The organism is Streptomyces davaonensis JCM 4913 (genome assembly GCF_000349325.1).
GTDB classification, from domain to species: Bacteria; Actinomycetota; Actinomycetes; order Streptomycetales; family Streptomycetaceae; genus Streptomyces; species Streptomyces davaonensis.
Genome location: NC_020504.1, coordinates 5,696,827 through 5,709,937, shown reverse-complemented (window position 1 = coordinate 5,709,937; position 13,111 = coordinate 5,696,827). Strand labels below are relative to the sequence as shown.

The window sequence follows — 13,111 nt, the reverse complement described above, 5'->3', positions numbered from 1 at the left end:
AAGGGTTCAATGACGGGATGCAAAGCAGCACAAACGCCGCATACCTCGCCGCTGAGCTACGGCTCCCCACGAACTGGCTCGACTACCTGATCCTCGGCATCTACTTCGTCGTCGTCCTGGGCATCGGCTTCGCCGCCCGCCGCTCGGTGAAGACGAGCCTCGACTTCTTCCTCTCCGGACGCTCGCTGCCGGCCTGGATCACCGGCCTCGCGTTCATCTCCGCCAACCTGGCCGCCACCGAGATCCTGGGCATGGCCGCCAACAGCGCGCAGTACGGCGTCTACACCGTGCACTGGTACTGGATCGGTGCCATCCCGGCGATGGTCTTCCTGGGCCTGGTGATGATGCCCTTCTACTACGGGTCGAAGGTGCGCTCGGTCCCCGAGATGCTGCTGCTGCGCTTCGACAAATGGGCGCATCTGCTGAGCTCCGCGCTGTTCGCCTTCGCGGCGATCCTGATCTCCGGGGTCAACCTGTACGCGCTCGCGATCGTGGTCGAGGCGTTGCTGGGCTGGCCGCAGTGGGTGGCGATCGTGGTGGCCGGCGCCTTCGTGCTGGCGTACATCACGCTCGGCGGTCTGTCCTCGGCGATCTACAACGAGGTCCTCCAGTTCTTCGTGATCCTGGCGGCCCTGATCCCGCTGGTGGTGCTGGGCATGAAGAAGGTGGGAGGCTGGGACGGTCTGACCGATGCGCTGACGAAGACCCACGGCTCCGACTTCACCACCGCCTGGGGCGGCACGGGCATCGGCAGCGACAACCCGCTGGGGGCGAACTGGCTGACGATCGTCCTGGGCCTGGGCTTCGTGCTGTCCTTCGGCTACTGGACGACGAACTTCGCGGAGGTGCAACGCGCCCTGTCGGCGAAGAACTTGTCAGCAGCCCAGCGCACCCCGCTGATCGCCGCGTACCCGAAGATCTTCATCGTCTTCCTGGTGATGCTCCCGGGCCTGACGGCGGCGGCGCTGGTCCCCGGCTTCGGCACGGAGGAGTCGGGCTACCAGTACAACGACGCCATCCCGTACCTGATGGAGCAGTTGCTGCCCAACGGCGTCCTGGGCATCGCGGTGACCGGCCTGCTGGCCGCGTTCATGGCGGGCATGGCGGCGAACGTGTCGTCCTTCAACACGGTGTTCACGAACGACATCTGGGCGCGGTACGTGGTGAAGGACCGAGAGGACACGTATTACGTCCGGTTCGGCCGCCTGATCACGGTGATCGGAGTCTGCGCGTCGGTGGGAACGGCGTTCCTGGCGTCCTCCTTCTCCAACATCATGAGCTACCTCCAGACCCTGTTCTCCTTCTTCAACGTGCCGATGTTCGTCGTCTTCATCGTCGGCATGTTCTGGAAGCGGGCGTCGGTGGTGTCCGGCTTCTGGGGCCTGCTCGCGGGCACGGTCGCGGCGATGCTCAACTACTTCTGGATCTACAAGCAGGGCATCATCGACATCCCCACCGACCAGGGCGCCAACTTCGTATCGGCGATCGTCGGCTTCGTGGCGGGAGCCGTGGTGATGTTCGCGGTCTCGATGTTCACCGCCCCCAAGCCCGCCGAGGAACTCCAGGGCCTGGTCTACGGCACCCGCTCCCCCGGCATGGCCGAGGCACCGGCCGAGGGCGACGACGCCTGGTACCGCAGGCCGGCGCTGCTGGGCTGGGGAGCGATCATCCTGGCGGCGGCCTGCTACATCCCGTTCTCGTTCTGATCCCCGATCCCTCGATCCCCGGATTCGCGGGAGAATGGAGAAACCATGTCTGAGGACCACCACGGCTACTCGGAAGAGGACGTCCAGCGGGAAGTCACCGAGCTGGAGGCCAAGTCCGCCACGGCGGCCCGCATCTTCGACCTGCGCCGCATCATCGGCGGCCTCTTCGTGCTCTACGGCATCATCGTCACGATCGCCGGCATCAACCCCTCCGACGCCACCCTGGACAAGGCCGAGGGCATCAACATCAACCTCTGGACGGGCCTGGGGATGCTGCTGCTCGGGATCTTCTTCCTGACGTGGCTGAAGCTGCGGCCCACGGTGCCGCCGACGCCGCCGGCAGAGAACGAACACCCGCAGTGACGTGAGCGATGGGCCGGAGCCTTTCGGGACTCCGGCCCCTTTGGGAGCGACGCCTTCAGGACTCCGGGTCTCGGGGTTCGAGGGGCCCCGCCCGGTCCAGCAGGCCCGTTCGGGCGGCCAGGGCCGCTGCCTCCAGGCGGGAGCCGACGCCCAGCTTCATCAGGACCCGTTGGACGTGGGTTCGGGCTGTGGAGGGGGCGATGCCCATGCCTGCGGCGATGAGGCGGGTGTCTTCGCCGTCCGCGACGCGGACCAGGACCTCCACCTCACGGGGCGTCAGCATCTGGAGCAGGCGCTGGCCCTCGTCGTCCGGTTGGGCTGCCGGGTTGAGGAGCTCGCTGAAGGCTCCCTGGAGGAGTTGGGGGGCTACCGCCGCCTCGCCCGCCCTTGCCTTCATGATGGCTCGTTCCACGCCCTCGATGCGTTCGTCGTGACGGACGTAGCCCGATGCCCCCGCCGCGAACGCCGCGGCGATGCCGCGCGGGCTGGGGACCGGCCCAAGGACCAGTACCGCCACCTGCGGGCGTTCCCGTTTGATCTTCACCACCGGGTCGAACATCCCCGGTTCGGCCGGGGTGGCCGTCCCCAGCAAGCACACCTCCGGTGCGCGTGTGATCACCAGCTCCGCCGCCCCCGCGGCCGGTGCCGCCGCTGCCAGCACCCGGTGCCCCCTCAGCTTCAGTGCCGAGGCCAGTGCCTCGGCGAGCAATCGGTGGTCGTCGACCACCATGAGCCGAACTCCCATCGAGCAACCCCCCAGTCCCCCCAATGGATCCCCACACATCCACAGACACACCCCCGTGGATGCCCCCGGAAGCTACACGCTTGTTCGACGTTGCGCTCCCCCTACTGGAGAGAAGTGCCCCGGATCGCCGAAAATCCTCTCATTCGAGGGTGATGAGCGGTACGTGAACGGCCCCGCCCCTGAGCAGGGGCGGGGCCGTAGAAACAGGCGTTCGAGTGGCTACTTCGCGCCGAACGCGATCACCAAGTACTCCTCCTCGCCCGTGCTGCCGAGCTCACTGGCGAAGACGTCCGACATGAACAGCCGGCCCTGGGTGTAAAGGATCTCGGCGTAGTCGGGGAGCATGCTGCGCTCCACGTCCATCACCGCCTCGTCGGCCGGGTTCTCCATCAGCTTCGTCTCCTTGAAGGAGCCGCCGTCGATGGACACGACCTGGCCACCCTTGTCGTACGGGCCGCGCTTGTACGCGATCAGGTTCGGGCCGTCCATGCGCAGCGGGACCAGCTCGTAGTCGTCGCCGGCGTCGGCCCGCTGGCCGGTCTGCTTGCCGGTGGCCAGGTCGAAGGCGACGATCTCGTTGGTGTCGCTGTACTCGCCGGTGCCCTCGTGCTTCTCGGTCGGCAGATACAGCTTGCCGTTGCCGACGGCGAGCGAACGGCACTCCTCGACCTTGGTGATGCCGTCGCAGCTGGCGTTGTACTGCTCGCCCGGCGCGGAGATCCGGGTGAGCAGCTTGCCGGTCTTGTTGTCGATGGAGAAGAAGTCCGAGATACCGCTGCCGTCACCGGCGGAGTCACCGACGTCGGCGGCCACGACCAGCGGCTCGGTGGAGACCACGCTGGCGTACTCGATGCCCTTGGTCATCTTGTACTCCGTGATCACCTTCCCGGACTTCGGGTCGATGGTCTGGATGTTCAGCTGACGCTCGCCGTACCCGCCGCACTTGCGCACCGCCACCAGCTTGGGGCCGCCCGCGTAACCGGCGTCGTAGCAGGTGTCGGTGGGCTTCGGCGCCCACAGCTGGTCGCCGGTGGCGATGTCGAAGGCGGCGCCACCGCTGGTGCTGCCGACGGCGACGGTGCTCGCGCTGACCGTGACGTTGTCGAAGCTGATCGGCTCGGTGCCGCTCTCGACCGTCTTGGTCCACAGCTTCTTGCCGGTGTCGAGGTCGATGCCCGCGACCTGGCTGCACCCGTAGGAGGGCGTGGCCTTGGTGGGCATCTTCGGCTGGTAGGTGATCGCCGTCCGGTTGTCCTCGGTGGCGTGGTTGCTGCCCTGGCAGACCGGGCCGGGGAGCTCGATCGTCCACAGCTTGGTGCCCTTGTCGAGGTCGTAGCCGACGACCTCGGCGACGCCGCTCTTGGCGTACACCTTGTCCGTCACCCAGGAGCCGACGGTGGGGATGGTCCGGTCCTCCTTCACCTCGGGCGCCGGGACCTGGAAGAGCACCTCGGACTTGGGGTCGGCGGGGGCCTTCTCGGTCGCCTTGCCGGACTGGGTGCCGCCCGTGCCGCCCCCGCCGGTGCCCCCGCTGTCGCCGCCCTTGTCGCCGCCGGTGCCGCCGCTGGAGCTCGCGGTGTCGTCCTTGCCGCCCTCGTCGGAGGAGGAGGCGTACCAGACACCGCCGCCGATGATCAGGGCGATGGCCGCGACGGCGGCCACGATGATGACGAGCTGGGAGTTGATCTTCCGAGCGCCGCCCGCCTGCGGCTGCATCGGCATCGTCGGCTGCGGGTAGCCGTAGCCGGGCTGCTGGCCGTAGGGCGGGGTGGGGGGCTGGCCCGGCTGCCCCGGGTAGCCGTAGCCCTGCTGCGGCTGGGGTGCCTGGGGGTAGCCGTAGCCCTGCGGGGGCGTCTGCGGGTAGCCGTAACCCTGCGGTGGGGTCGGGGGCTGGGACGGCGGCTGCTGCGGGGCTCCGAAGCCGCCCTGCGGCGGGGTCTGCGGCGACTGCGGGGCGCCGAAACCTCCCTGCGGGGCAGGGGGCTGGGGCGCGCCGAAGCCGGGCTGCTGGGCGGGGGGCTGGGCCGGCTGCTGCGGCTCGTCCTGCGGCGGGCCGAAACCGCCCCCCTGCGGGGGCTGGTTGGGCGGCGGCGGAGGGGGCGTGGTCATGATTCAGGTACCTCGGAAGGGGACGGCGGCTCAGAACGGGACGGACGAGTGGCTCACTTGCCGAAGGCGAGCATCAGCTTCTCCTTCGTCTCGTCGTTGCCGGACAGCCGCGTGGTCGACAGGTAGAAGCGGCCGTCGATCCAGTCGTAGGTCCCGGAGTAGAAGCTGTCCTCGATGTCGGCGGTGCCCGCCGGGTGCTGGAGGAGCTTGACCGGTGTGTGGCCGCTGCCCGTGGTCGGGATCGACACGACCTGGCCGCCGGACTCCCAGGACGGCTTGACGTAGGCGATGAGCTTGCCGCCCTCGACCTTCAGCGGCAGCATCGTCTCCTCCACCGGGGACTTCACGCGCCACTTCTCCTTGCCGTTGGCAAGGCTGATCGCGACGATCTCGTTGGCGCCGGTGGTGGCCTCGGTGGGCAGGTAGAGCGTGCCGGCGTCGGCGGCCACGCCCTGGCAGCCCTGGAGGTCACGCTGGAGGACGGCCCAGCCGCACTCCGGGGTGAAGGACTCGTCGACGTCGACCTGCGAGGAGATCGTGCCGCCGGAGCCGAGCGTGGAGATGTTCCACGCGTCCTTGTCCTCGTTGGTGCTGTAGACCACGACCGGGTTCAGGGAGTAGACCCGGCCGACCCGCCAGCCCTTGTCGGGCTTCCAGGTCCACTTGACCTTGCCGGTCTTCGGGTCGAGCTCCTGGAGCTCGTCGTGCTCGTTGTTGCCGCCGGCGCCGCAGGACGAGACCGCGATCAGCTTCTCGCCGCCCGCGAAGGCGGCCGGGAAGCAGGCGTCGCCGTACTTCTTCTTGTCCCAGATCTTCTTGCCGGAGGTGACGTCGTAGGCCGTGCCGGACTGCGAGCGGCCCACCATCAGCGTGGAACCGGTGATCGACATCTCGATCTGGAGCGCGGAGTCGAAGAGTTCGCCGTCGGCGACCTCGGCCGTCCAGCCCTTCTCGCCGGTGTTCAGGTCGAGTTCCTGGAGCTGGTTGCACTTGGCGTTGTCACTGCTGCCGCTCATGTACGCCACGACGACCTTGTCGTCCGACGTCTTCTGCGGGGTGACGGCGCAGATCTTCTGCTCGAAGGTGATCGCGTCCCAGGCCGGGGCGCCGTCGCCGACGTTGTAGGCGAAGACCTGCTTGTACGCCGCCTTCACCGCCGTCTTGTCGGTGATCCACAGTCCGGGCGCGTCGGCGCCGGAACCGGGCGCGTCGGGCGCCGACTTGTACCAGAGCACCTTCGCCTCACCGGGCTTGCGGCCCTTGTTGAGGTCCTCGGGGTCCTCGCCGCCGTCGCCGCTGCCGTCGCCCGGGTTGACCGGGTCCTCGGAGGCCTTGGGGTCGTCGGTCTTCTGCGCGACCGGCTTCTTCTTCTTGCCGCCGCCGTCGTCACCGCTCGTGACCGCGAACACGGTGCCGCCGATGACCAGCAGCGCCGCCACCGCGGCACCGATGGCGAGCGCGGGCTTGCCCTTGAAGGGGTTGCGGGAACCGCCGGGCGGCGGGGTGGGCGCGCCCGGGTACTGCGGCTGCTGCGGGTAGCCGTAGCCGGGCTGCTGGCCGTACGGACCGGGCTGCTGCGGCTGTCCGTAAGGGCCGGGAGCCGGGGTGCCGTACGGGCCGGGCTGGGCGTACGGGCCCGGCTGCTGGGGCTGGCCGTAGGGGCCGGGGGCCGGGGTGGGCGGCTGCTGCGGGTAGCCGTAGCCGGGCTGCGGCGCGCCCTGCGGGGGCGGGGGTGTCTGGGGCGGCTGGGCCGGGGGCTGCTGCGGCGACTGCGGTGCGCCGAAGCCTCCCTGCGGCGGCGGGTCCTGCGGCGCGCCGAAGCCTCCGTTCGGCGGCTGGCTGGGCGGCTGGCTCATCAGCGGTTTCCCCCTTGTGACCGATGTGGCGCCGCGCTCTGTGGCACTGCTGTGGCGCCGCGCTCCTTGGCGCTGCGTTTTCGCCACACCCGTTGTTCTCAGACGGTTCTCAGACGGCTCTTTCTATCACTCGGCACCGACAACCCACCGGGCCGGTCAACCCCTGTTCCCAAGGGACGACCGGCCCGTGATACCGCCGTTACGCGCCTTCACGCGCCCTTCACGCCGCTTACGCGTCCTCCGCGAGTTCGAGCCAGCGCAGCTCCAGCTCCTCGCGCTGCCCTGCCAAGTCCCGCAGCTCGGCGTCCAGTTCCGCCACCTTCGCGAAGTCGGTGGCGTTCTCGGCGATTTGGGCGTGCAGCTTGGTCTCCTTCTCGGCGACCTTGTCGAGCTGGCGCTCGATCTTCTGAAGCTCCTTCTTGGCGGCGCGCTGGTCGGCGGCGCTCACCGCCGGGACGGCCTTCTGCACGACGGGCGCCGAGGCGGCCGCGGCCTCCTCCATCTTGTGGCGGCGCTCGATGTACTCGTCGATACCGCGCGGGAGCATCCGCAGGGTGGCGTCACCCAGGAGAGCGAAGACGCGGTCCGTCGTCCGCTCGACGAAGAACCGGTCGTGGGAGATGACGATCATCGAGCCGGGCCAGCCGTCGAGGAGGTCCTCCAGCTGGGTGAGGGTCTCGATGTCGAGGTCGTTGGTGGGCTCGTCGAGGAACAGGACGTTCGGCTCGTCCATGAGGAGGCGCAGCAGCTGGAGGCGGCGGCGCTCACCGCCGGACAGGTCGCCGACCGGCGTCCACTGCTTCTCCTTGTTGAAGCCGAACGTCTCGCACAGCTGTCCGGCCGTCATCTCGCGCCCCTTGCCGAGGTCGACGCGCTCGCGCACCTGCTGCACGGCCTCCAGAACCCTGGTGTTCGGGTCGAGTTCGGCGACCTCCTGGGAGAGGTAGGCGAGCTTGACGGTCTTGCCGACGGCGATACGGCCGCCCGCGGGCTGCGTCTCGCCCTCGGTACGGGCCGCCTCGGCCATGGCCCGCAGCAGGGAGGTCTTGCCCGCGCCGTTGACGCCGACCAGGCCGATGCGGTCGCCGGGGCCGAGCTGCCAGGTGACGTGCTTGAGCAGCACCTTGGGGCCCGCCTGGACGGTCACGTCCTCCAGGTCGAAGACGGTCTTGCCGAGCCGGGAGGAGGCGAACTTCATCAGCTCGCTGCTGTCCCGCGGCGGCGGCACGTCCTTGATCAGCTCGTTGGCGGCCTCCACGCGGAAGCGCGGCTTGGACGTCCGCGCGGGGGCGCCCCGGCGCAGCCAGGCCAGCTCCTTGCGGACCAGGTTCTGCCGCTTGGTCTCCTCGGTGGCGGCGATCCGCTCCCGTTCGGCCCGCGCGAAGACGTAGTCGGAGTAGCCGCCCTCGTACTCGTAGACGTCACCGCGCTGCACGTCCCACATGCGCGTGCAGACCTGGTCCAGGAACCAGCGGTCGTGGGTCACGCACACCAGCGCCGAGCGGCGCTCGCGCAGGTGCTGGGCGAGCCAGGAGATGCCCTCGACGTCGAGGTGGTTGGTCGGCTCGTCGAGGACGATCAGGTCCTGTTCCTCGATGAGCAGCTTGGCGAGCGCGATACGGCGGCGCTCGCCGCCGGAGAGCGGTCCGATGACGGTGTCCAGGCCCTGCGGGAACCCGGGCAGGTCCAGGCCGCCGAAGAGTCCGGTCAGCACGTCCCTGACCTTGGCGTTGCCCGCCCACTCGTGGTCGGCCATGTCCCGGATCACCTCGTGCCGCACGGTGGCGGCCGAGTCCAGGGAGTCGTGCTGGGTGAGCACGCCGATGCGCAGCCCGCCGGAGTGCGTGACCCGGCCGGTGTCGGCCTCCTCCTGCTTGGCCAGCATCCGGATCAGGGTGGTCTTGCCGTCGCCGTTGCGGCCGACGACCCCGATCCGGTCCCCCTCGGAGACGCCGAGCGAGACACCGTCGAGCAGGGCACGGGTGCCGTACACCTTGCTGACGTTCTCGACATTGACCAGATTGACGGCCATTTCTCTCCTGCCCAGGGGGGTCGATCGACCCTCCAGGGTAGTCGGGGGCCGGGACCGGCGGACGCCGTGTCCGGTGACGCCCCTACGCGGAGATCACGGTGGCGCCCGGCGCGGGCCCCGACGCCACGCGTACCGCGCGGCAGGTGCCGGACGAGCGCAGGGATTCGGCCACCTTCGCAGCCGACTCGGGGTCCCGCGTGAGGAAGGCCGTCGTCGGGCCCGAGCCGGAGACCAGTCCGGCGAGCGCACCGGCGGACCGGCCCGCTGCGAGGGTGTCGGCGAGTTCGGGGAAGAGGGAGAGCGCGGCGGGCTGGAGGTCGTTGGAGACGGCCGCGGCGAGCGCGTCCGGGTCGCCCTCGGCGAGCGCGCCGAGGAGGTCCTCGGAGGCGACGGGCTCGGGGATGTCCAGCCCCTCGGCCAGCCGGTCGAACTCACGGAACACGGCCGGTGTCGACAGCCCGCGTGAGGCCGTCGCGAACACCCAGTGGAAGGTCCCGCCGGTCTCCAGCGCGCGCAGCTTCTCGCCCCGCCCGGTGCCGAGCGCGGCCCCGCCGACCAGGCTGAACGGCACGTCGCTGCCCAGCTCGGCGCAGATGTCGAGCAGTTCGTCGCGGGAGGCGCCGGTCCCCCACAGCGCGTCGCAGGCCAGCAGGGCGCCCGCGCCGTCCGCGCTGCCGCCCGCCATGCCGCCCGCGACGGGGATGTCCTTGGCGATGTGGATGTGGACGTCGGGCGTACGGCCGTGGCGCGCGGCGAGCGCCTCGGCCGCGCGGACCGCGAGGTTCGTGCCGTCCAGGGGGACCTGAGCGGCGTCGGGCCCCTCGCAGGTGACCTTCGGGCCGCCCGGGGACGCGGTGACGGTGACCTCGTCGTACAGGCCGACCGCGAGGAAGACGTTGGCCAGGTCGTGGAAGCCGTCGGGGCGGGCGGCGCCCACCCCGAGCTGGACGTTGACCTTGGCGGGGACGCGTACGGTGACGGCCACTTAGCTGTTCTCCTCGCTGACCTTGTGCTCGGCGATCCGCGCGAACTCCTCCACCGTCAGGGACTCCCCGCGCGCCTGCGGCGAGACGCCCGCCGCGACGAGCGCCGCCTCCGCTGCCGGCGCGGAACCGGCCCATCCGGAGAGCGCGGCCCGCAGGGTCTTGCGCCGCTGCGCGAACGCGGCGTCGACCACGGCGAAGACCTCCTTCTTGGAGGCGGTGGTCTTGACCGGCTCGCTGCGGCGGACCAGCGAGACCAGCCCGCTGTCGACGTTCGGCGCGGGCCAGAAGACGTTGCGGCCGATGGCCCCGGCGCGCTTGACCTCGGCGTACCAGTTCGCCTTCACCGACGGGACGCCGTACACCTTCGAGCCGGGCGTCGCGGCCAGCCGGTCGGCGACCTCCGCCTGCACCATGACGAGGGTGCGCTCGATGCTCGGGAAGGTGGCGAGCATGTGCAGCAGCACCGGTACGGCGACGTTGTACGGCAGGTTCGCCACCAGCGCGGTCGGCGCGGGTCCTGGCAGCTCGGTGACGTGCATGGCGTCGGAGTGGACGAGCGCGAACCGGTCGGCGCGCTCGGGCATCCGGGCGGCGACGGTGGCGGGCAGGGCGCCCGCGAGGACGTCGTCGATCTCGACGGCGGTGACCCGGTCGGCCGCCTCCAGCAGCGCGAGCGTGAGCGAACCGAGCCCGGGCCCGACCTCCACGACCACGTCGCCGGGCCGGACGTCCGCGGTACGGACGATGCGGCGCACGGTGTTCGCGTCGATCACGAAGTTCTGACCGCGCTGCTTGGTGGGCCGCACACCGAGCACGTCCGCGAGTTCACGGATGTCGGCGGGGCCCAGAAGGGCGTCGGGGGTGGGGCTGGTGCTCACGGGACAAGGGTACGGGGGTGCGCGTACCGCCCACGCTCACCCGTGCAGTCGCGCTCCGCAGTGCGGCCAGGGGCTCGCCCCGCGCTGGACGTACAGCTTCTTCGCGCGGAGCGTCTGTTCCGCGGCCGGGGCGTCCTGGGGGCGGCCGCTGCCGCCGAGGCTCCGCCAGGTCCGGGTGTCGAACTGGTACAGCCCGCCGTACGTGCCCGAGGGATCGACCGCGTTGGCGCGGCCGCCCGACTCGCACGCCGCCAGCCCCTGCCAGTTGAGTCCGTCCGCGCCCCGCACGGAGGCCGGCATGGGCCTGGTGCCGACCTTCACCAGCTGGGTGCGCGGCTCGCGCACGATCTCGGTCCTGATCCGGCGCGGCTTCTGCCGTACGCCGTTGACCGTGCGCAGGGAGTACGTGGCCCGCCTCAGCCCCGGCTGCCCGGCCCGCTCGACGACCTCGGTTCCCCGGAACAGCGCCGGATCCTCGGTGCGCCGCACGTCGAAGGGGATCTCCTCCTCGCGGACCTCCTTGGTGCCGGTGATCCGCAGCACGGTCACCGTCTGTCCGTCGCGCGGGAAGCTGCCGAGCGGGACGGAGGTGGTGTCCTGCCCGCGCAGGGTGATCCCGGCCTCCTCGACCACCTCTCCCACGCTCGCCGCGTTGGTGCGCACGGTGCGGGCGCGTCCGTCCGCCATGACCGTCACGGAGCGCTCGGTGCGCACGTCGAGCGCGAGCCCGGCGCGCCCGATCCGCAGGGAGCGCGCGGCGGACAAGTACGCCCCCTCCGCGCGCACTCCCCACTCCTCGAGCGCCTCGTCCACCGTGCGCGCCGTCGTCCATACCTCGTGGCGCACGCCGTCGAGCGTGAGCCGCACGGGGCGCCCGTAACGCACCTCGATCTCGTCCCCGCTGCTCAGCTCCGTACCGGGGGCGGGCGCGACCACGTCGTGCGCCCCCAGCTCCACGCCCTCCTGCGCGAGCAGCTCGCTCACGTCGTCGGCGAAGGTGTGCAGGGTGCGCGGCCTGCCGTCGACGCTCAGCTCGATCGCCTTGTCCTTGGCGACGAAGGCGGAGGTGCCGCCCGCGAGGAACGCGACGACCAGCGCCTGCGGCAGCAGACGGCGCATGGAGCCGTCCGCACTCCCGGCGTATCGCGTCTTCCTACGGCGCGCGCCCCGCCGCCCCACTCCGGCGTGCACGACAGGAGCGAGCGCCCCCTCGTCCGGCGCGCGCCAGTCGTCCCCTTCGTACGCCGGCTGGTACGTGTCCGCGTACACCTGCCCGTACGCCCCCACGCCGTACGCCAGCGTCTCCGCGCTGTGCAGATCCCCGGGGGGCGCGTCGAGGCCGCCGTACGCCGGTGGCGCCTCATACGTCTCGTACTGCGAGTTGCTGCTCACGTCGCCACGCTCCAGAGGGCCAGAGGGGTCCCGATCGGGCCCCCAGAACCTAGCGGAGCCCGTGTCACTCTCCAAAGCGACGCGACTACGCACAGTTGTAGGAAGGAGGTCGCGAGGAGCGGTGCCGACCCTCAGTAGCCGAAGGCGCGCCCCGTGTTCGCGCCGAGCGCCGTCGCCAGCGCGTCCTCGTCGATGCCGCGCACGGCGGCCATCGCGCGCACCGTGATCGGAATGAGATACGGGGCGTTGGGCCGTCCGCGGTAGGGCGCCGGGGTCAGGAAGGGCGCGTCGGTCTCCACCAGGAGCAGCTCCAGGGGGGCGACCGCGACCGCGTCCCGCAGGTTCTGGGCGTTCTTGAAGGTGACGTTGCCGGCGAAGGACATGAAGTATCCGGCGCGGGCGCACACCTCCGCCATCTCGGCGTCGCCGGAGTAGCAGTGGAAGACGGTCCGCTCCGGCGCGCCCTCCTCCTTCAGCACCCGCAGCACATCGGCGTGCGCGTCGCGGTCGTGGATGACCAGCGCCTTGCCGTGCCGCTTGGCGATCTCGATGTGGGCGCGGAAGGAGCGCTCCTGCGCCTCCTTGCCCTCGTCGCCGGTGCGGAAGTGGTCGAGGCCGGTCTCACCGACGGCCTTCACGTGCGGCAGCGCGGCCAGCGCGTCGATCTCGGCGAGCGCCGCGTCCAGCCCCGCGTCACCCCCCGGCACCCGCGCCCCCTGCCGGGACCAGCCGTCGGGGTCGCCGAGGACGATGCGCGGGGCCTCGTTGGGGTGCAGCGCGACAGCGGCGTGGACGTTCTCGAACTCGGCGGCCGTGTCCGCCGCCCACCGCGAGCCGCGGACGTCGCAGCCGACCTGTACGACCGTCGTCACCCCGACCGACGCGGCCTTCGCGAGCCCTTCCGCCACCGTGCCGGACTGCATGTCGAGGTGGGTGTGGGAGTCGGCGACGGGCACCCGGAGCGGTTCCGGGAGCGGCGGCGCCGCGTTCTTCTCGCTGGAGGAAGGCATGCTCCGATCCTACGAAAGGGGCACGCCCGCCCGC

Annotated in this window: 10 protein-coding genes; 2 read left to right on the top strand and 8 right to left on the bottom strand. The window is 70.8% G+C overall.

Annotation, left to right across the window (positions count from 1 at the left end; genetic code table 11):
* Window positions 1–17: 17 nt before the first annotated feature.
* The gene (locus tag BN159_RS25360) at window positions 18–1,706 is read left to right on the top strand and encodes a sodium:solute symporter family protein (RefSeq protein ID WP_015659854.1); all 1,689 of its coding nucleotides are present in this window, start codon (window positions 18–20) and stop codon (window positions 1,704–1,706) included.
* A gap of 45 nt (window positions 1,707–1,751) precedes the next feature.
* Complete coding sequence (locus BN159_RS25355; protein WP_015659853.1) at window positions 1,752–2,069, top strand: hypothetical protein; 318 nt, start codon at window positions 1,752–1,754, stop codon at window positions 2,067–2,069.
* A gap of 55 nt (window positions 2,070–2,124) precedes the next feature.
* Here the strand turns inward: BN159_RS25355 and BN159_RS25350 are convergent, their stop codons facing one another.
* The 8 genes from BN159_RS25350 to BN159_RS25315 all read right to left on the bottom strand — a co-directional run bounded on the left by BN159_RS25350 (window position 2,125) and on the right by BN159_RS25315 (window position 13,077).
* Window positions 2,125–2,814, bottom strand: a complete 690-nt coding sequence (locus BN159_RS25350) for a helix-turn-helix transcriptional regulator (RefSeq protein WP_078598874.1) — start codon at window positions 2,812–2,814, stop codon at window positions 2,125–2,127.
* 219 nt (window positions 2,815–3,033) lie between these two features.
* A complete protein-coding gene (locus BN159_RS25345) occupies window positions 3,034–4,923 on the bottom strand; it encodes an outer membrane protein assembly factor BamB family protein (protein ID WP_015659851.1) in 1,890 nt (629 codons plus the stop codon).
* A gap of 53 nt (window positions 4,924–4,976) precedes the next feature.
* Window positions 4,977–6,779 carry an outer membrane protein assembly factor BamB family protein gene (locus BN159_RS25340; protein ID WP_015659850.1) on the bottom strand — a complete coding sequence of 601 codons (1,803 nt, stop codon included), beginning with the start codon at window positions 6,777–6,779 and terminating at the stop codon, window positions 4,977–4,979.
* 229 nt (window positions 6,780–7,008) lie between these two features.
* A complete protein-coding gene (locus tag BN159_RS25335; protein ID WP_015659849.1) occupies window positions 7,009–8,811 on the bottom strand; it encodes an ABC-F family ATP-binding cassette domain-containing protein in 1,803 nt (600 codons plus the stop codon).
* Between the two features lie 82 nt (window positions 8,812–8,893).
* Window positions 8,894–9,796 (bottom strand): 4-(cytidine 5'-diphospho)-2-C-methyl-D-erythritol kinase, encoded by a 903-nt coding sequence (locus BN159_RS25330; RefSeq protein ID WP_015659848.1) that lies wholly within the window; start codon window positions 9,794–9,796, stop codon window positions 8,894–8,896.
* The gene (gene rsmA, locus BN159_RS25325; protein ID WP_015659847.1) at window positions 9,797–10,675 is read right to left on the bottom strand and encodes a 16S rRNA (adenine(1518)-N(6)/adenine(1519)-N(6))-dimethyltransferase RsmA; all 879 of its coding nucleotides are present in this window, start codon (window positions 10,673–10,675) and stop codon (window positions 9,797–9,799) included.
* A gap of 36 nt (window positions 10,676–10,711) precedes the next feature.
* Window positions 10,712–12,067, bottom strand: coding sequence for a resuscitation-promoting factor (locus BN159_RS25320; protein WP_015659846.1), 1,356 nt, complete (start codon window positions 12,065–12,067; stop codon window positions 10,712–10,714).
* 131 nt (window positions 12,068–12,198) lie between these two features.
* On the bottom strand, window positions 12,199–13,077 hold the full coding sequence (locus tag BN159_RS25315) for a TatD family hydrolase (protein ID WP_015659845.1): 879 nt from the start codon (window positions 13,075–13,077) through the stop codon (window positions 12,199–12,201).
* Window positions 13,078–13,111 lie beyond the last annotated feature (34 nt).